16 protein-coding genes are annotated in these 17,505 nt (G+C 70.7%); 8 read left to right on the forward strand and 8 right to left on the reverse strand.

The features are described from left to right. The first annotated feature begins 116 nt into the window (after nucleotides 1–116). The 5 genes from ACIRFH_RS18100 (at nucleotide 117) to ACIRFH_RS18120 (ending at nucleotide 2,734) form a co-directional block, all read left to right on the forward strand. Nucleotides 117–731, forward strand: coding sequence for a hypothetical protein (locus ACIRFH_RS18100; protein ID WP_403521627.1), 615 nt, complete (start codon nucleotides 117–119; stop codon nucleotides 729–731). Between the two features lie 23 nt (nucleotides 732–754). After that, complete coding sequence (locus tag ACIRFH_RS18105; RefSeq protein WP_403521629.1) at nucleotides 755–934, forward strand: hypothetical protein; 180 nt, start codon at nucleotides 755–757, stop codon at nucleotides 932–934. A 235-nt stretch (nucleotides 935–1,169) separates the two neighbouring features. Then, nucleotides 1,170–1,568 (forward strand): BlaI/MecI/CopY family transcriptional regulator, encoded by a 399-nt coding sequence (locus tag ACIRFH_RS18110; protein WP_403521631.1) that lies wholly within the window; start codon nucleotides 1,170–1,172, stop codon nucleotides 1,566–1,568. Between the two features lie 9 nt (nucleotides 1,569–1,577). After that, nucleotides 1,578–2,087 carry an amino-acid N-acetyltransferase gene (locus ACIRFH_RS18115; protein WP_403521633.1) on the forward strand — a complete coding sequence of 170 codons (510 nt, stop codon included), beginning with the start codon at nucleotides 1,578–1,580 and terminating at the stop codon, nucleotides 2,085–2,087. 311 nt (nucleotides 2,088–2,398) lie between these two features. Then, nucleotides 2,399–2,734 (forward strand): Lsr2 family protein, encoded by a 336-nt coding sequence (locus tag ACIRFH_RS18120; protein ID WP_403521635.1) that lies wholly within the window; start codon nucleotides 2,399–2,401, stop codon nucleotides 2,732–2,734. Between the two features lie 66 nt (nucleotides 2,735–2,800). On the opposite strand, the gene ACIRFH_RS18125 is transcribed toward ACIRFH_RS18120, so the two are convergent. Further along, a complete protein-coding gene (locus ACIRFH_RS18125) occupies nucleotides 2,801–3,418 on the reverse strand; it encodes an SCO3374 family protein (RefSeq protein ID WP_403521637.1) in 618 nt (205 codons plus the stop codon). 430 nt (nucleotides 3,419–3,848) lie between these two features. Between ACIRFH_RS18125 and ACIRFH_RS18130 the strand changes: the two genes are divergently transcribed. After that, on the forward strand, nucleotides 3,849–6,374 hold the full coding sequence (locus ACIRFH_RS18130; protein WP_403521639.1) for an ATP-dependent Clp protease ATP-binding subunit: 2,526 nt from the start codon (nucleotides 3,849–3,851) through the stop codon (nucleotides 6,372–6,374). Nucleotides 6,375–6,457: 83 nt separating this feature from the next. Here the strand turns inward: ACIRFH_RS18130 and ACIRFH_RS18135 are convergent, their stop codons facing one another. Further along, nucleotides 6,458–9,508 (reverse strand): NACHT domain-containing protein, encoded by a 3,051-nt coding sequence (locus ACIRFH_RS18135; protein WP_403521641.1) that lies wholly within the window; start codon nucleotides 9,506–9,508, stop codon nucleotides 6,458–6,460. A gap of 43 nt (nucleotides 9,509–9,551) precedes the next feature. Further along, nucleotides 9,552–10,238: an HAD family acid phosphatase gene (locus tag ACIRFH_RS18140; RefSeq protein WP_403521643.1), complete on the reverse strand. Its 687-nt coding sequence runs from the start codon at nucleotides 10,236–10,238 to the stop codon at nucleotides 9,552–9,554. Between the two features lie 544 nt (nucleotides 10,239–10,782). Here ACIRFH_RS18140 and ACIRFH_RS18145 point away from each other — a divergent pair. Continuing rightward, nucleotides 10,783–11,454, forward strand: a complete 672-nt coding sequence (locus ACIRFH_RS18145) for a M23 family metallopeptidase (protein ID WP_403521645.1) — start codon at nucleotides 10,783–10,785, stop codon at nucleotides 11,452–11,454. A 57-nt stretch (nucleotides 11,455–11,511) separates the two neighbouring features. Here ACIRFH_RS18145 and ACIRFH_RS18150 read toward each other — a convergent pair whose 3' ends face one another. Further along, a complete protein-coding gene (locus tag ACIRFH_RS18150) occupies nucleotides 11,512–12,111 on the reverse strand; it encodes a TetR/AcrR family transcriptional regulator (RefSeq protein WP_403521647.1) in 600 nt (199 codons plus the stop codon). A 145-nt stretch (nucleotides 12,112–12,256) separates the two neighbouring features. Between ACIRFH_RS18150 and ACIRFH_RS18155 the strand changes: the two genes are divergently transcribed. Beyond that, nucleotides 12,257–13,864: an MDR family MFS transporter gene (locus ACIRFH_RS18155; protein ID WP_403521649.1), complete on the forward strand. Its 1,608-nt coding sequence runs from the start codon at nucleotides 12,257–12,259 to the stop codon at nucleotides 13,862–13,864. A gap of 148 nt (nucleotides 13,865–14,012) precedes the next feature. Here the strand turns inward: ACIRFH_RS18155 and cseC are convergent, their stop codons facing one another. The 4 genes from cseC to ACIRFH_RS18175 all read right to left on the reverse strand — a co-directional run bounded on the left by cseC (nucleotide 14,013) and on the right by ACIRFH_RS18175 (nucleotide 17,433). Then, nucleotides 14,013–15,380 (reverse strand): two-component system sensor histidine kinase CseC, encoded by a 1,368-nt coding sequence (cseC, locus tag ACIRFH_RS18160; RefSeq protein WP_403521651.1) that lies wholly within the window; start codon nucleotides 15,378–15,380, stop codon nucleotides 14,013–14,015. Between the two features lie 8 nt (nucleotides 15,381–15,388). Next, nucleotides 15,389–16,093 (reverse strand): two-component system response regulator CseB, encoded by a 705-nt coding sequence (gene cseB, locus ACIRFH_RS18165; RefSeq protein ID WP_403521653.1) that lies wholly within the window; start codon nucleotides 16,091–16,093, stop codon nucleotides 15,389–15,391. A 147-nt stretch (nucleotides 16,094–16,240) separates the two neighbouring features. Further along, a complete protein-coding gene (locus tag ACIRFH_RS18170) occupies nucleotides 16,241–16,906 on the reverse strand; it encodes a hypothetical protein (RefSeq protein WP_403521655.1) in 666 nt (221 codons plus the stop codon). After that, on the reverse strand, nucleotides 16,894–17,433 hold the full coding sequence (locus ACIRFH_RS18175) for a SigE family RNA polymerase sigma factor (protein WP_403521710.1): 540 nt from the start codon (nucleotides 17,431–17,433) through the stop codon (nucleotides 16,894–16,896). Before ACIRFH_RS18175 ends, ACIRFH_RS18170 begins: the two co-directional genes overlap by 13 nt. Nucleotides 17,434–17,505 lie beyond the last annotated feature (72 nt).

Below are 17,505 nucleotides of genomic sequence, written 5' to 3' on the forward strand. Positions count from 1 at the left end.
CGCAGGCACCCCGCCCACGCGCCGCAGGCACCCGCAGGCCGGCGCATACGAGTGGCCCCCCACGCCACACCCTCCCGCTATGCCAAGTTTGTCCGATTAGCGCGTATCGTCGCCCCATGCCCACGCCATACGGATCCCGAGGCGGCATGGCGTTCGGCGCTCAGGAGCTGCGTGTGCTCCGGCGCGCCCTCGCCCTCGCCCTGAACCCCAGCCCCGCCTCGGCCGAGGACGTCCAGGACTGTCTCCGCCTCGCGCGGTCGCTCGACGAGGCGATGGGGGAGAGTGCCCGGCTGCGTGACTTCCTGATGGCCGACCTCGCCCGGTACCGCGCAGCCCTCCCCGGCAGCGTCACCGGCTACCTCACCCTCCTCGACGAGGCCCTGGGCGCCGGCCACCGCCCCGGCGCGGACGACCTCGCCGCCCTCCGGGCCCTGCGCGGCAACCCCGCCGCCGCGGCGCTCCTCTCCCGCTGCGCACCCCCGACGACCACCGTCACGGTCACCGTCCCCGCCGCGCGCACCCGCCTCCACGCTCTCCCGGGCGGCCGCTGTGCGGACCAGGAACCGGCCGCCCGGCCCGGCGCGAAGCCCCCGCAGAAGCCGGCCCCCGGTCCCGCCCCGGCCACCCCGGCCGACCCGAAACGCCCCGTCCCCACCCCCGGTGAGGTCTTCCCCCGCCGCAAGCCGGTCCCGCCCCCCGCCGGTTCCCGGCACCACCTCGCCGCGGGCTGACCCGGCCTGGCTACCCTGGGTCCATGGACTACGTCTCCGCGCTTCTCCCCCCGGCCGTCATGGCGGCCTTCTTCATCGGCGTCGTCAGGGTGATCGTGAAGACCCAGGGCGGAGCCCGACAGGCCAAGGAGGACGCGGCCGTCGACGCCGCCCTCGCGCGGGCGGAGGGCGCCCGCCAGGTGGCCGTGCACCCGGAAGCCTGACCCCGCCGCCACACCACCGGCCACACCCGCACCGGTCACCCGCACCGGCCACCCACGCCGCCCACCCGAAACCGCACCCGTACCGCCGAAGGCCCCACGTACGGCTCGTCCGCGCACCAGCACGGACGAGCCGTACGCCCTTTTCGCCCTGCTCGCCCATGAAAATGGGCAAAGGCGCACGTCCGGCACGCGATCACCCTGATCCCCCACTATTGTCGGGAGAGTGCCTCGCCCCTTGGGAGAACTCGAAGACGCGGTCATGACGCGGGTGTGGAAGTGGAACCGCCCGGTGACCGTTCGGGAAGTCCTGGAAGATCTCCAACAGGAACGGTCGATCGCGTACACCACCGTCATGACCGTTCTGGACAATCTCCATCAGAAGGGCTGGGTGCGCCGCGAGGCGGAAGGCCGGGCCTATCGATATGAGGCGGTCTCCACCCGCGCCGCCTACGCCGCCGCGCTGATGAACGACGCCTGGTCGCAGAGCGACAACCCCACCGCCGCTCTGATCGCCTTCTTCGGCATGATGAGCGAGGAACAGCGCCAGGCACTCATGGACGCCATCCGCATCGTGCAGGGCCCGGAAACACCCGCGCGGGGCCCCGGCTCGGTCACGGACGCCGACGGGCGATAGCGTCCCCACATGTCAATTGCCATCACCGTCCGGCGGGCCCGCACCAGCGATGTCCCGGCCGTACGCCGGCTCCTCGACGAGTACGTCCGTGACCGCATCCTGCTCGACAAAGCGATGGTGACGCTTTACGAGAGCATCCAGGAGTTCTGGGTCGCGGAACGGGACGACAACGCCGAGGTGGTCGGCTGTGGTGCCCTGCACGTGATGTGGGAAGACCTCGCGGAAGTCCGGACTCTCGCGGTGAAGCCGGGCCTGAAGGGCGCCGGTGTCGGACATCGGCTGCTGGAGAAGTTGCTGGAGACCGCACGCCGGCTGGGTGTTCGCCGCGTTTTCTGTCTCACCTTCGAAGTGGACTTCTTCAGCAAGCACGGCTTCGTGGAGATCGGGGAGACGCCCGTGGACACGGATGTCTACGCCGAGCTGCTGCGTTCCTATGACGAGGGTGTAGCGGAGTTCCTGGGCCTCGAACGAGTGAAACCGAACACCTTGGGCAACAGCCGGATGCTTCTGCATCTGTGATCGTCCTCTCCGATCACCCGCCGCGAGTCGCCGAGAACCGACCCGCGAGGAACCACAACCGCATCCGCCCCCGCAACCGCGATCCATCGCCGGGTTTATTCCACCGGTGGACCGCAGGTGGGTGCCCTATGTCCGAAACGCGTACCTTTCCGGACCGGAGGGGGACTGCGGGTTCCCGCCGGGGGTTTGTGTTTTTCCGGCAAAAGCGGTTTGCTTTCCGGCGTACTGCAGTACTGCATATAACAAGGGACGGCGATACGGCGGATGCCGGCGGACCTCCGGCCCTCACGTTATCGATGAAAGGAAATCCGGTGGCACAGAAGGTTCAGGTCCTTCTTGTCGATGACCTCGACGGCGGCGAGGCGGACGAGACGGTGACGTTCGCGCTGGACGGCAAGACGTACGAGATCGATCTCACCACCGCCAATGCGGAGAAGCTCCGCGGTCTTCTCGAGCCCTACGTGAAGGGCGGTCGCCGGACCGGGGGCCGCGCTTCGGGCGGCCGCGGCAAGACGCGCGCTTCCTCGGGCGGCAGCCAGGACACCGCGGCGATCCGCGCCTGGGCGAAGGCGAACGGTCACGACGTCAACGACCGCGGCCGGGTCCCCGCGGCGATCCGACAGGCCTACGAAGAGGCCAACGGCTGATCGTCCGGCCGCGCCACCGACCCGGCCCGCACACACCCGGCCCGCCTGCTGACGGCCCGCATGCCCTCAGCGCGGCACCCGGGAGAGCCGGATCCGGTGGCACTGCGTCGCCAGCGTGTGCACCAGCCGCGCCAGGTCGAGGGCGGTCCCGGCGCCGCCCGGGGCCGACAGCGCCGGCAGCGAGGTCTCGACCTCGCTCCCCGTCTCGGGGGGCCGCAGCCACACGGCGGCCCCCTGCGAAGCGTCACGGCCCGTCGGTGACGGCGACCGCGAGGCCGACGACGGCAGCCCGGCCGGCCCGGACTCCGGGGGCAGGGGCGCGTCCATGAGACCACCCGCGCCGACCGCCCGCAGGTCGAGCGCCAGGGAGCCCCACTCCAGCCAGTCCAGCAGCCCGGGCAGCTCGTCCGCGCCCCCCACGGCCACGAGCAGCAGCATCCGCTCACCCCGGAGCGCCACCGGGAAGCGGTGTGCCCGGCGCCGCAGCGCCGCGTGACCGGCCGCGGCCGGGACGTCGAGGGCGTCGAAGCGAACCCCTGTACGCAGCCGTACGGGAACCCCGGGCGCCGTCGGCCAGCCGAGCCCGCTCTCGTACCAGGACCGCACCCGCTCCCACGCCCCGCCCCCCTCGGGCGGTCGTCGGGGGAGCGGCACCGTGGGGGTCGTGGACAGGTCGCGGGCCATGCCACGTGCAACCGCCGAAAAGGTGCTCGGGTTACTCTGGGTGGCCAGGCGGTCGCGTGGGGTTCCGAAGAAGGGGGCGCGCGGGGGTGTGGGGTGGCGCAAGGTTGTTCGCCCGTAGCGGAGGGAACCGGTGCGCGCGGCATGGAGTGTCAGTCCCGGCGGGTAAGACATCCCTAGTGGGAGGGGGCGACACGCAGAATGGGCCGTCTCACGTTCGCCATCGGCGTACTGGCGAGCGGGGTAAGTGCCTGGCCTGCGGGAACATCGTCTCGCACCATCGGGTTGTGGCAGATGTCGGCGTCAGGGGTCAGGAGGCCATCGACGGTGTCGGCAGTTGGAATGAGCGGTCCCCGCTTGCGGGACTAAGCTGCGGAAGGACAGGGAGGGGAAGTTCCCCTTACTGCCTGACCGCTCTGAGGAGCGATTAACGATGTTCGAGAGGTTCACCGACCGCGCGCGGCGGGTTGTCGTCCTGGCTCAGGAAGAAGCCCGGATGCTCAACCACAACTACATCGGCACCGAGCACATCCTCCTGGGCCTGATCCACGAGGGTGAGGGTGTCGCCGCCAAGGCCCTTGAGAGCCTCGGGATTTCGCTCGAGGCGGTCCGCCAGCAGGTGGAGGAGATCATCGGGCAGGGCCAGCAGGCCCCGTCGGGTCACATCCCCTTCACCCCCCGTGCCAAGAAGGTCCTGGAGCTGTCGCTCCGCGAGGCCCTTCAGCTCGGTCACAACTACATCGGCACGGAGCACATCCTGCTCGGCCTGATCCGCGAGGGCGAGGGCGTCGCCGCCCAGGTCCTGGTCAAGCTGGGCGCAGATCTGAACCGGGTGCGGCAGCAGGTCATCCAGCTGCTCTCCGGTTACCAGGGCAAGGAGACCGCCACCGCCGGCGGGCCTGCCGAGGGCACGCCCTCGACGTCCCTGGTCCTCGACCAGTTCGGCCGGAACCTCACCCAGGCCGCCCGTGAGTCCAAGCTCGACCCGGTCATCGGGCGCGAGAAGGAGATCGAGCGGGTCATGCAGGTGCTGTCCCGCCGTACCAAGAACAACCCGGTCCTGATCGGTGAGCCCGGCGTCGGCAAGACCGCCGTCGTCGAGGGCCTCGCGCAGGCCATCGTCAAGGGCGAGGTGCCCGAGACCCTCAAGGACAAGCACCTCTACACCCTGGACCTCGGCGCGCTGGTCGCCGGCTCCCGCTACCGCGGTGACTTCGAGGAGCGCCTGAAGAAGGTGCTCAAGGAGATCCGCACCCGCGGCGACATCATCCTGTTCATCGACGAGCTGCACACGCTGGTCGGTGCGGGTGCCGCCGAGGGCGCCATCGACGCCGCTTCGATCCTGAAGCCGATGCTGGCCCGCGGTGAGCTGCAGACCATCGGTGCCACCACGCTGGACGAGTACCGCAAGCACCTGGAGAAGGACGCGGCCCTCGAGCGCCGCTTCCAGCCCATCCAGGTCGCGGAGCCGTCGCTGCCGCACACGATCGAGATCCTCAAGGGTCTGCGCGACCGTTACGAGGCCCACCACCGCGTCTCCATCACGGACGAGGCCCTCGTCCAGGCGGCGACGCTCGCCGACCGCTACATCTCGGACCGCTTCCTGCCGGACAAGGCGATCGACCTGATCGACGAGGCCGGTTCCCGGATGCGCATCCGCCGGATGACCGCGCCGCCGGACCTGCGCGAGTTCGACGAGAAGATCGCCGGCGTCCGCCGCGACAAGGAGTCCGCGATCGACTCGCAGGACTTCGAGAAGGCCGCCTCCCTGCGGGACAAGGAGAAGCAGCTCCTGGCCGCCAAGGCCAAGCGGGAGAAGGAGTGGAAGGCCGGCGACATGGACGTCGTCGCCGAGGTCGACGGCGAGCTGATCGCCGAGGTCCTCGCGACCGCCACCGGCATCCCGGTCTTCAAGCTGACGGAGGAGGAGTCCTCGCGTCTGCTGCGCATGGAGGACGAGCTCCACAAGCGGGTCATCGGCCAGAAGGACGCCGTCAAGGCGCTCTCGAAGGCGATCCGCCGTACGCGTGCCGGTCTGAAGGACCCGAAGCGTCCGGGTGGCTCGTTCATCTTCGCCGGTCCGTCCGGTGTCGGTAAGACCGAGCTGTCCAAGGCGCTCGCCGAGTTCCTCTTCGGTGACGAGGACGCCCTGATCTCCCTCGACATGTCGGAGTTCAGCGAGAAGCACACGGTCTCCCGCCTCTTCGGTTCGCCCCCCGGTTACGTGGGCTACGAGGAGGGCGGTCAGCTGACGGAGAAGGTGCGCCGCAAGCCGTTCTCGGTCGTCCTCTTCGACGAGGTCGAGAAGGCCCACCCGGACATCTTCAACTCGCTGCTGCAGATCCTGGAGGACGGTCGCCTGACCGACTCCCAGGGCCGGGTCGTGGACTTCAAGAACACGGTCATCATCATGACGACCAACCTCGGCACCCGGGACATCTCCAAGGGCTTCAACCTGGGCTTCGCCGCCGCGGGCGACACGAAGACCAACTACGAGCGCATGAAGAACAAGGTGTCGGACGAGCTCAAGCAGCACTTCCGCCCCGAGTTCCTCAACCGCGTCGACGACGTGGTCGTCTTCCCGCAGCTGACCCAGGACGACATCCTGCAGATCGTCGATCTGATGATCGGCAAGGTGGACGAGCGTCTGAAGGACCGGGACATGGGCATCGAGCTCTCCCAGTCCGCCAAGGAGCTGCTGTCCAAGAAGGGCTACGACCCCGTGCTGGGCGCCCGGCCGCTGCGCCGGACCATCCAGCGCGAGATCGAGGACTCGCTGTCGGAGAAGATCCTCTTCGGCGAGCTGCGCCCCGGTCACATCGTGGTCGTGGACACCGAGGGCGAGGGCGACGCCAAGACCTTCACCTTCCGGGGTGAGGAGAAGTCGTCCCTCCCCGACGTTCCGCCGATCGAGCAGGCGGCCGGCGGTGCCGGTCCGAACCTGAGCAAGGACGCGTAGCCCTCCGGGGACGAGCGTGAGAAGGGGGCGCTCCGGGACTTCGGTCCCGGAGCGCCCCCTTCTTTTCGCCGTGTCGACGTCGGTCAGTTCAGGACCACGGTGGCATCGGGGAAGTACCGCGCGTAGACGGAAGGGTCGGCACGTCTGCCGTAGGTCTTGACGGTCACGTGGCGCAACCCGGGCAAGCCGGCCGCGAGGGCACTCAGTGAGGCCTCCCGAGTGGCCTGCGAGAAGTGCGGAAGGTGCAGTTCCGTCACGGTGGGCAGGGCGGGCATGAGGAAAAAGGCGTAGTCATGCCGCGCCGCCTGCAGGACGAGGCTGCGCAGGGCCGGAAGCGCGGCCACTTCGGCCCAGTCCGCGGCCGTCAGCCCCCGGTCCGGTGCGCCGATGGCGAGGGTGGTGAGCGTGCTCCACTGCGAAAGCCCGCGCAGCCCGGTGGAGGCCAGGGTGGCCGGACCCACGTAGAGGTACGTGAGGAGAGCGTCCGTGGGAAGGGCGCCGGTCAGGCTGTTGTGGTGGATGAAGCGCTGGTCGACGGACAACCGGACGAGTGATCCCAGCGCTCGCAGACCGCTGGGGTCGGCAACGCTGTCGAAGGCGAGGTCGGTGACGGGGAAGCGGGCGAGTTCCTCAAGGCCGGTGACCGCCGGGCAGTTACGCAACCACAGGCCCCTCAGCGAGGAGAAGGACGTCAGCTCACGCGGGCCCGTCACCTGCGGATTGGACTCCAGGCTCAGCACCTCGACGCCTTCCGGCCCGGTGACGGCATCGGCGATGTCGGCCGGGGGCTGCGGGCCGGTGAACGCCATCCGCCGCCAAGGACGCATCAGGCGCAGCGCCGCACGCTGCTCCGGGGTGTCGCAGGAAACGAAGAGCTCGTCCCGGTCCAGGTGGTCCAGCACCTCCACCGCGTACTCCGCAGCGTCGAACCGGCTCCAAGTGCCCACCAACTGGCGCCGCACGTCCAGGGCCGGGTGGTTCCGGAAGCGGCGCAGTACCCCGAGCGCGCTGCCCGGTTCCGCGGTGCCGAGGACCGAGGCGGTGACCGTGACGCCCAGTGCCTCGTCGTCCGCCAGCCCTTCCGGGCCCGGCAGCAGTTCCAGGACCAGGGGCCCCGCGTCCACCAGAGCCCGCGCGGCCTCCTTCGACCGGGGCGGGATCAACACTCCCGCCCGCGTCTCCACCTCCGCCCGTACCGCCGGGTCCAGCGCGGTCGCGTGTTCCAGGCAGGCCAGGGCCAGCAGGGTCAGCCGAGGGGTGTCCTCCGCCAGGAGCCGCCGGAGGAGAACCGCCCGCTCGCCGGGCCGGGCGTGGGCCACGGCCATGCGGATGACGTCCTCCCACTGCGTGTCGTGGGCGTGGCCGGCCAGGACGTCGAGGTGCCCCTCCGCGACGGCGTACCGGGCGCCCAGGTAGTCCTGGAAGGTGCGGTGGACGAAGTGCAGTACCCCCTCGGCCGGCTGTCGCAGCAGGCCGCTGCGCAGGAGCAGGGCCCGCAGGACCGCCGCCGCGTCGCCCTGCCCCGCCGCCGAGGCGACCGACGGCAGGCAGCGCTCCACGATCCCCTCGGCCGTCTCCACCGCCATCTCCGTGCGTCCGCTCAGCACCAGCGCGTACGCCAGCCGCTGGAGCAGTTCCAGCTGGGCCTCCTCGCCCAGCTCCATCGCCTCCATGCCGCGCTCCCGGTCCCGGCGGGCCAGGAGCATGGTGAGCGCGGCGTCGTACAACTCCTTGCGGCCGGTGGGGAGGTAGCCGCGCCGCTCGCGGTGCAGAGCGCAGATCAGGCCGCACATCAGCGGGTTGGTGGCGAGGCGGGCCAAGTCGCGCTTGGTGCGCAGGGCGTCCAGCAGTCTCGCCTCGTACTCGGGTGCCTCCGCCGCCGTGTGCCAGCGCTGGACGAACGTGGCCACGTCCGCCTGCCGCATCGGGTTCAGCGCCAGCTCCCGGAAGCCCTCGGCGGCCAGCCAGTCGGGGCGTACGGCGGTGGGGCGGGAGGTGAGCAGCCAGCGGTTGCCGGGGAAGGCGCGGACCAGGGCGAGCAGCCAGTCGCGGGCGCGGTGCCGGTCGGCGGCGGGGATCTCGTCCAGGCCGTCGACGAGGAGCAGGCCCCTTCCGGCCGTGAGGACGCGCTCCGCCCAGCCCTCGGGCGGGGTGAGCGGACAGTCCACGGCGGTCAGGAAGGCGGCGGGGGAGGGCAGGACACCCACGCGGATCAGGGTGCGCAGGGGAAGGACGTACGGCACCCGGTCGCCGGCGCGCGCGGCGGTCACCGCCAGCCACTGCACGAGCGTCGTCTTGCCGGAACCCGCGTCGCCGCGCAGCAGCACGCGGTCGTGGGCCGTGAGGGCGTCCTCGGCGGGGAGGTGCACGGCCACGGGGGCGCCGAGGTGTTCCTCCGGCAGGGCGGTGGGCCGCTCCTCGCCCGTGGTCGTCGCGTCCAGGCTCAGGTAGGCGACTTCGAGGGGCCAGCGGTCGGGGGAGTCGCGCAGGTCGAGACCGTAGATGGTGAGGTGGTTGTACTGCTCGGCCACGTACGGCAGATAGCGGCGCTCGAAGGCGGTGTCGCGGGCGTCGGGTCGCGGGGTGCGGGCGATCAACTCGTCCACCTTGGCGATCAGTTCCGTCTGCGTCCGCGTCTGCTCCACCAGTGTCCGCGCGACGAACGTCGAGCGCCGGGTGAAGAACTCCAGGATGTGCAGGCAGGCCCACTCGGTGGCGGAGTCGAGGAAGTAGCGGGCGTCTGCGGACAGGCCGTCACCGGACCCGGCGGCGTGCTGCCGCAGCCGGGCGGCCAGCTCCCGGTGCCCCAGGCGGACGGCCTGGACGTCGTCCATGTCCAGGTCGCCGAGCGCGAGGAGACGGGCCGTCAGGGCGTCGGTGACGGCGGTCTCCTCGTCGGACGGGAAGGGCGGCTCGCCGGGGGAGTCCAGGGACGCCCCGACCAGCCGCCCGGCGAGCCTTCGCACCTCCGCCTCGCCGAGGTGGCGCTGCTCGCCCCGGAAGGACACCAGGCGGGCCAGCCGGACCGGTCTGTCGACCAGCCCGGCCCCCGGTCCGCCCGTCACGAACAGCTTCTTCACCAGCGGGGCGACCAGACTGGACGCCAACTTCCCGCCGAGTACCGCCGGTTCCATGTGCCACCCCCGTGGTCGGTCGACGAGGGGAGCCTATCGGGGGTCAGGACAGCCGGCCGTCGTAGTCCGGCAGCTTGAACGCCTTCTCGGCGTGGCCGCCCGACAGGTCGGTGGGGGTGTTGCCGATGTTGGCGATGATCGTGTAGCCCTTCGACTCGATGGCGGCGCGCTGCGCGGTCTTGTACTCGGCCACGTCGCGGAACAGGTCGAGGAAGCCGCGGACGTAGAGGCCGGAGGACCGGTAACCGGCGTGCTCGAGGTTCCACTCGGTGGGCGCCTTGACGATGCCCGGGCGGGCGGTCACGAAGAAGAGCGCGACGCCGTGCCGCTGGGCGTACCGGGCGGCCTCCAGGACCGGACGGTTGGCGGGCTGCGGGTAGCTGAAGCCGAAGTCGGTCTCCAGGGAGGTGTTGTCGATGTCCAGGACGATCGCCTGCTTCTCGCCGGGGGCGGCGTCGGCGATCCGCTCCTTCAGGTACGGCAGGGCCTGGTCCATCACGGCCCGGCAGTCCCGCTGCCAGGTGGCGTGGTCGACGTCGGCGGCGGCCGCGGCGGCCGTCCGGGTGGTCGTGGCGGGGGTCGCGTCGGCCGGTGCGACGGCCGCGGTGAGCGCGGCCGCGGTGACGGCGGCTGTGCCGAGGGCGCGCCTCCAGGTGCGTCCGGCCCGTCTCGCCCGCCCTGCCTGACCCGCCTGTCCTGCCTGCCCGGTCCGTCCGTTCTGTTCGGTCATGGGGGTGGGGTCCTCTCATGCCTGCGCGGATGCCTGACGGCATAAATTGACGCGTGCATGCTCGCCCGGGCAGGTGGCGTGGCGGCGACGATCGGGTTACCGGTGAGTAGTGGCTCGTGGAAGGCCGGATCGGTGTGGCCTCGGCCACGATCGGGGGCGCCTGAACGGGCTTGAGGGAGGGGTGCCTTGACCGGAAACGGAGTAGCCCGGGTCACATTCACCGGCCCCCCGATCATGCCCGCCGGTGACATGCCGCACAGGTGATTTGCCCGGTACTACGAGGAATAGTCGACTTCGCAAGAACTGCGAAAAAGGGCATATCCCCCCAAGGGGGTGGCCTGTTTGCAGGGCTCTGAGCTGGTTATGTCCGAGATGGGATCTCTGTCAAGAGACGTGAAGTTTCATGCTTAAGTACTAGATAGGGTCGTAGATCACACCTTTGTGCGGTTACGGCCCGGCGGGTTACCAAGGTGGAGCCCGCCCGGTGAGTGCCTGTGCATCCGCCGGAGGGGCGTTCCTGTGTTCCCGTCCCCATGAGGTTCGAATGTTCTCGCGTGTCACGTCCCGCTCTTCCCGTACGACCACCGTCCGCACCCGCGCCGCCGTGATGGCCGCCGGCCTCGGAGCCTCGGTCGCACTGGGAGCAGGGGTCGCGGCCGCCAACGGCACCCCGGCGGCTTCCGGTACGTCCACCGTCGCGCATGCCGTGGAGGCCCAGGCAGCGGCGCAGGCCAAGGCGGCGAAGGCCGAGAAGGCCGCCGCGAGCGCCGAGAAGGCCGCCGTCCAGAAGAAGGCGGCCTCCTGGGTGGACCCGGTCAAGAAGTACGCGCTCAGCGCGAAGTTCGCCCAGAACGGTGGCATGTGGGCGCACAAGCACAGTGGCCAGGACTTCGCCGTGCCGCTCGGCACCAATGTCATGGCCGCCCACGGCGGTGTCGTCGTCAAGGCCGGCGGCAACGGTGCCGGTGACGGTCCCGCCTACGGCAACGCCATCGTCATCAAGCACGGCAACGGCACGTACTCCCAGTACGCCCACCTGTCGCGGATCGACGTGCGGATCGGCCAGGTCGTGACGACCGGCCAGCACATCGCCCTGTCCGGCAACACCGGCAACTCCAGCGGTCCCCACCTGCACTTCGAGATCCGCACGACCCCGAACTACGGCTCCGCCGTCGACCCGGTCGCCTTCCTGCGCGCGCACGGCGTGACCGTCTGAGCACGAAGCGTCCCGCCGGTCGGGACGATCGGCTCCTGACCGGCTGAACGCGGCCGGTCAGGAGCCCCCGGCTCCCCGGTGCGCCTGGGTCACCAGGTCGGTGGCGACCTCGAGCACGGCCTCGCGCCGCTTCTCGGCGTCGCCCTCCACGTCCTGGAGGACGAACATCCCGGCGTGCATGGTGAACAGCGCACTGACACAGCGGACCTGGTCGACCAGGTCCGCTTCCGGGTCTATGAGGATGTCCCGCAGACCCATCATGCGCTCCTTGAACATCTCCCCGATGCGCAGTTCCCGTATCGCGGCCTGGTTCTCCTGCATGAAGCGGAAGAGCGGTGCCGCGCCCATCAGCGCCTCGCTGTAGCGGCGGACGATCTCCTGCTTGGTCTCCAGGGTGTGGGGCTGGAGCCGGCCCCACTCGATCAGGTCCTCGATCGGCCGGGAGAGATCCTCGAAGATGCTGACGAGGATCTCTTCCTTGGTCTTGAAGTGGTAGTACAGCGCCGCCTTGGTGACGTCCAGGCGCTCGGCTATCTCGCGCAGCGAGGTCTTCTCGTACCCCTGCTCGGCGAAGAGTCCGAGCGCCACGTCCTGGATGCGCTGGCGGGTGTCCCCGCGGCGTCGCTGCTGCTTGGTGCTGTCCATCGTGCCGCCCATCCTCCTACGCACCTCCTGCTCCGCGCACGTTCCGGAAAACTTACTTGACGCCCGGCTAGTTACGCGTCTACCTTCCCGAGTGTAGTCAACTTGCCGGTCGGCAAGTAAGTAGCGAATGCGCAGCGGTAGCTGGGGAGTGGCAGCGATGACGGACACACCGGCGGGCGAGGCCGTCGACACCGGCGGCGGGAAACAGCCGAGGAGTGTGCGGGTGGTTCTGCTCGCGCTCATGATCGCGATGATGCTCGCGATGCTCGACAACATGATCATCGGTACGGCGATGCCGACGATCGTCGGTGAGCTGGGCGGTCTGGAACACCTGTCGTGGGTGGTGACCTCCTACACCCTCGCCACCGCCGCCTCCACCCCGCTGTGGGGCAAGATCGGTGACATGTACGGGCGCAAGGGCTCGTTCATGACCTCCATCGTGATCTTCCTGGCCGGTTCGGCGCTCAGCGGCATGGCCCAGGACATGGGCCAGCTCATCGGTTTCCGCGCCGTCCAGGGGCTCGGTGCCGGCGGTCTGATGGTCGGTGTCATGGCGATCATCGGCGACCTGATCCCGCCGCGGGAGCGCGGCAAGTACCAGGGCATGATGGCCGGCGTCATGGCGCTGGCGATGATCGGCGGGCCGCTGGTCGGCGGCACCATCACCGACCACTGGGGCTGGCGCTGGGCCTTCTACATCAACCTGCCGCTCGGCGCGGTCGCGCTGGTCGCCATCAGCGCCGTACTGCACCTGCCGAAGAGGCGCAGCGACGCGCGCATCGACTATCTGGGCGCCGTGCTGCTGACCATCGGCATCACCGCCATCGTGCTGGTGACCACCTGGGGCGGCACGGAGTACGCCTGGACCTCCGTGCGCATCATGGAGCTGATCGGCATCGGGGTCGCCGCGCTGGTCGGGTTCGTGTTCTGGCAGACCAGGGCCGCCGAGCCGGTCGTGCCGCTGCACATCTTCCGCAGCCGGAACTTCACGCTGATGTCCCTCATCGGCTTCATCACCGGCTTCGTGATGTTCGGCGCCACCCTCTTCCTGCCGCTGTACCAGCAGGCGGTGCAGGGCGCCTCGGCCACCAACTCCGGGCTGCTCCTGCTGCCGATGCTGGGCGCGATGCTCGTCACCTCGATGATCGCCGGCCGGGTGACGACCAGCACCGGCCGCTACAAGGTCTTCCCCGTGGTCGGCGGCGTGCTGATGACCGTCGGACTGTTCCTGCTGTCGCTGATGGACACCGACACCAGCCGCTTCACCTCCGGCCTGTACATGGCCGTCGTCGGTCTCGGCATGGGCTGTCTGATGCAGATCACCATGCTGGTGGCGCAGAACAGCGTGGAGATGAAGGACATGGGCGTCGCGTCCTCGTCCACCACCCTCTTCCGCACCCTCGGCTCGTCCTTCGGTGTCGCGATCATGGGCGCCCTGTTCAACCACCGCGTCCAGGACGTCATGGCCGAGAAGGCCGGCGCGCTGGGCACCGCGGTGACCGAGCGGTCGGCGCAGCTGGACGCGCCGAGCCTGGCCAAGCTGCCGGTCGCGGCGCGCGAGGCCTACCAGCACGCGGTGTCCGCCGGCACGCACGGAGCGTTCCTGCTGGGCGCGGCGGTGGCCGTGTTCGCGCTGGTCGCGGCCGTGTTCGTCAAGGAGGTCCCGCTCAAGGGGACGGGACCGAAGGCGGCGGACGGCCCGGCCGACGGCCCGGCCGACGGTGACGCCGTGACGGCGAAGACGCCGGTGACCGAGGCGGTCTGATCCTGCCGCCGAAGGCCCCCGGGGTGTTTGCCCGGGGGCCTTCGGCATGCCCGTGCCCGTGCCCGTGCCCGTCCCCGTCCCCGTGCCCGGGCGGGGGACGGGCGGTGCCGGTGCCGCGTGCCGCCGTCGGCCGCCCGGACGGGTTCCGTCAGGACACGCCCTGCGGCGACCGGTCCGGCAGCATCGGATAGCTCCCGGTGTTCGTCGGCGCGTGTTCCGGCAGCCACAGCACCGCCACCGCGCCCTCGGCCGGTATGTGCCCGGGAGCCCCGGCGGGCCGGACGTTGCGGAAGGTGAGGCGGGCGCCGAGCACCCGGGCCTGCCCGGCCGCGATGGTCAGCCCCAGCCCGTGTCCGCGGCCGGCCCGGTCCGCGCTGCCGGTGCGGAAACGGCTCGGCCCGTCGGCGAGCAGGGCCTCGGGGAAGCCGGGGCCGTGGTCGCGGACGCGGATCACCCGGCCCTCGACGCTGACCTCGATGGGCGGCCTGCCGTGCCGGGCCGCGTTGGTGAGCAGGTTGAACAGCACGCGCTCCAGGCGGCGCGGGTCGGTGGTGACCTCCGACTCGTGCACCACCAGCACCCGCACGTCCGGGTCCTTGGCCGCCACCCGCCGGGACACGAAGTCGCCCAGCATGATGTCCTGCAGCTCGGCCCGCTCCGAGGCCCCGTCCAGCCGGGCCACCTCCAGGACGTCCTCCACCAGTGTGCGCATGGCCTTCGCCCGGTCCAGCACCAGCTCCGTCGGCCGGCCCGGCGGCAGCAGCTCGGCGGCGGTCAGCAGCCCGGTCACCGGGGTGCGCAGCTCGTGCGCGATGTCCGCGGTGACCCGGCGCTCGGCCTCCAGCCGCTGCTGCAGGGCGTCCGCCATCGCGTCCACCGCGCTCGCGAGGTCGTCGGTCTCGTCCCGGACGATACCGCCGATGGCGTCCCGGACCCGGACGTCCGGCTCGCCCTTGGCGACCTGGTTCGCGGCGGTCGCGGCCTTGCGCAGCCGGCGCGACAGCTGCCCGCCGATGAGCACGCCGAGCGCGCTGCCGCCGAGGACGACCGCGATGGAGCCGATGACCAGGGCCTGGTCGAGATCCTTGAGGATGTCGGCGCTGCGGTCGGTGAACCCGGAGTGCAGGGACATGACGTGCCCGTCCTTGAGCGGCACGGCGGCCCAGATGTCCGCCACCCCGTTCGCCCGCTCGGAGACGTAGGTCGCTCTGCGCCCGTCCTCGACCTTCTTCCGCAGTCCGGCCGGCAGCTCGGGGTCGTCGATCTGCGCGTTCGGGAAGTTCAGGCGTCCGGAGAGCTCGTAGTTGCGCTGGGCGACCAGGACCCGGTCGTCCGCCAGGTCGCGCGCGTTGTCCAGCATCGACACCCGGGCCGCGTTGTGCACGACCAGGCTCAGCGCGACCGCCACCAGCGCACCGACCAGCGCGATGGCCGCGCTGAGCTTCCACCGCAGCCCCGTACGGATGCCCGTGCGCCTCAGGAGGGAGGCGGCCGGGCGTCGGATGAACCTCCGCATGTCCCCGCTCAGGCCTTCAACTTGTAGCCGAAGCCGCGGACCGTCTCGATACGGTCCTGGCCGATCTTCGTCCGCAGCCGCTGCACGTGGACGTCGACGACGCGGGTGTCACCGCCCCAGCCGTAGTCCCAGACGCGCTCCAGGAGCTTGTCGCGCGAGAGCACCGTGCCCGGAGCGGAGGAGAACTCCAGCAGCAGCCGCATCTCGGTCGGGGTGAGCGCCACCGGGTGCCCGGCCCGGCGCACCTCCATGCCGTCGGTGTCGATCACCAGCTCGCCGAAGGTGAGCACGCCCCCGGTGGCCGCGCCGGCCCCCGCGTCGGTCCGGTCGCCGCCGCCGGCGTGGCCGAAGCGGCGCAGCACCGCACGGATGCGGGCCACCAGGACGGCCCCGTCGAACGGCTTGGTGACGTAGTCGTCGGCGCCCGCCTCCAGGCCCAGCACCACGTCGATGGAGTCCGCCCGCGCCGACAGCATGATCACGGGCACGGTGGACTCGTCCCGGATCCGCCGGCACAGGCTCACGCCGTCGAGGCCGGGGAGCATGACGTCCAGCAGCGCGATGTCCGGACGGTCGGCGCGGAACGCCTCCAGGCCCGACAGTCCGTCGGGCATCGCGGTGACCGCGAAGCCGTCCCGCTCCAGGGCGAGCTGCGTGGCCTCGCGGATGACGTCGTCGTCCTCGACGAACAGGACGTGGGTCTGGTCTGCCATCCCGGTGCTCTCAGTCCTCGTTGTCATGGTCGGTTGCGGACGCGGTCGCCGGACGCCTGTGCGGTCACCGGGCAGACGCGGGGATCGCGCTCCGCGTTCATCACTCCATCGGTCCGAGCGGCCCGATCGGTTCACCCGCCGTACGCGTCAGCTGTCCGGGGCGGGGGCCGGCGTGGCCCCGACGGCGTTGCTGTAGTCGGTGTGCGTGCGGTAGGCCTCGATGAAGCGGCCCGCGGACCAGCGGTAGGTGATCACGTTCTCGCTGGACGGGCTCGACACCTGGTCACCCTTCTCGTACAGCTGCTTGCTCACCACCAGGTCGCCACGGTCGATCTCCGCGTAGACCGGGGGTTCCTCGGCCCGGAAGACATTCTCGTACCCGCCGTCCTTCTCGCGGTACACGTAACTCCCCACACCCACGGAGTCACCGCACGTCAGCACATTGACGACGATGTCCTCGGCCTCGCCCGCGGTCAGCTCCCCGTAGGACACGTCGACGGGGTACTCGTCGGCGACACACGGCTTCAGCTCGCGCTTGACCTCCGCGGAGACCTTGGGGTCGGCCTTGACGAGCCGGACCGCGTCCACCCGGTCGGGGATCTTGGAGGAGGAGGCGACGGGTGCCGGGGAGGAGGATGCGGCGCCGCCGACCGCGTCCGCGTGGGCCGGGCCCTCGTCACGGGCGCCGGTGCCGCCGGCGCCACAACCGGAGAGGGAAACGCCGATGGCGACGAACACGGCCACCGCCGTACTCGTCGCCTGCACGCTCTTCCGGATCCGCCCGGGTGTCCGACCGTCGGTCAGGCCGCGCAACGCTCCCGCTCCCCACGCTCCAGCGCCCGTGCGTCCAGATCGCGGGCGACCAGCTCCTCCCGGAGCCGGGCGAGCGCCCGGTGCAGCGTGCTCTTGACCGTACCGGCCGACATGCCGAGGGCGGCGGCCGTCTCCTCCGTTGACATCTGCTCCCAGTGTCGCAGCACGACGACGCTGCGCTGCTTCGGGGCGAGCACCTTCATGACGTCCATCAGCAGGGCGCGGTCCGCGTGCTGCTCGGTGGAGTCGTCCACGCAGGACTCCGGGAGCTGCTCGGTGGGCACCTCCTCCAGCTTCCGCGCCCGCCACCACTCGGTCCGGGTGTTGATCATCACCCGGCGCAGGTAGGCGTCCGCCAGCCGCTTGTCCTCGATGGTCTCCCAGCGGCCGTACGTCCGCGCCAGCGCGGTCTGGAGCAGGTCCTGGGCGTCGACGGGGTCGGGTACCAGGCGTCGGGCGCTGCGCAGCAGCGCGTCCTGCCGGGTGCGGACGTACTCCTCGAATTCGAGCACCTCGCCCTGCGCCATGGTCAACCGCCTTCCGATCCCCGTGTACCGGCGGCTGGTCATCCGCCGGTCTCCTGCCTGTGGTCCGTGATC

Origin of the sequence: Streptomyces sp. NPDC093586 (assembly GCF_044764905.1) — a bacterium.
GTDB lineage: Bacteria > Actinomycetota > Actinomycetes > Streptomycetales > Streptomycetaceae > Streptomyces.

Bases quoted from the DNA above. Each gene is read 5' to 3' on its own strand.
- ACIRFH_RS18100 (WP_403521627.1), top strand. From the start codon at position 117: ATGCCCACGCCATACGGATCCCGAGGCGGCATGGCGTTCGGCGCTCAG.
- ACIRFH_RS18105 (WP_403521629.1), top strand. From the start codon at position 755: ATGGACTACGTCTCCGCGCTTCTCCCCCCGGCCGTCATGGCGGCCTTC.
- ACIRFH_RS18115 (WP_403521633.1), top strand. From the start codon at position 1,578: ATGTCAATTGCCATCACCGTCCGGCGGGCCCGCACCAGCGATGTCCCG.
- ACIRFH_RS18125 (WP_403521637.1), bottom strand. From the start codon at position 3,418: ATGGCCCGCGACCTGTCCACGACCCCCACGGTGCCGCTCCCCCGACGA.
- ACIRFH_RS18130 (WP_403521639.1), top strand. From the start codon at position 3,849: ATGTTCGAGAGGTTCACCGACCGCGCGCGGCGGGTTGTCGTCCTGGCT.
- ACIRFH_RS18135 (WP_403521641.1), bottom strand. From the start codon at position 9,508: ATGGAACCGGCGGTACTCGGCGGGAAGTTGGCGTCCAGTCTGGTCGCC.
- ACIRFH_RS18140 (WP_403521643.1), bottom strand. From the start codon at position 10,238: ATGACCGAACAGAACGGACGGACCGGGCAGGCAGGACAGGCGGGTCAG.
- ACIRFH_RS18145 (WP_403521645.1), top strand. From the start codon at position 10,783: ATGTTCTCGCGTGTCACGTCCCGCTCTTCCCGTACGACCACCGTCCGC.
- ACIRFH_RS18150 (WP_403521647.1), bottom strand. From the start codon at position 12,111: ATGGGCGGCACGATGGACAGCACCAAGCAGCAGCGACGCCGCGGGGAC.
- ACIRFH_RS18155 (WP_403521649.1), top strand. From the start codon at position 12,257: ATGACGGACACACCGGCGGGCGAGGCCGTCGACACCGGCGGCGGGAAA.
- cseC (WP_403521651.1), bottom strand. From the start codon at position 15,380: ATGCGGAGGTTCATCCGACGCCCGGCCGCCTCCCTCCTGAGGCGCACG.
- cseB (WP_403521653.1), bottom strand. From the start codon at position 16,093: ATGGCAGACCAGACCCACGTCCTGTTCGTCGAGGACGACGACGTCATC.
- ACIRFH_RS18175 (WP_403521710.1), bottom strand. From the start codon at position 17,433: ATGGCGCAGGGCGAGGTGCTCGAATTCGAGGAGTACGTCCGCACCCGG.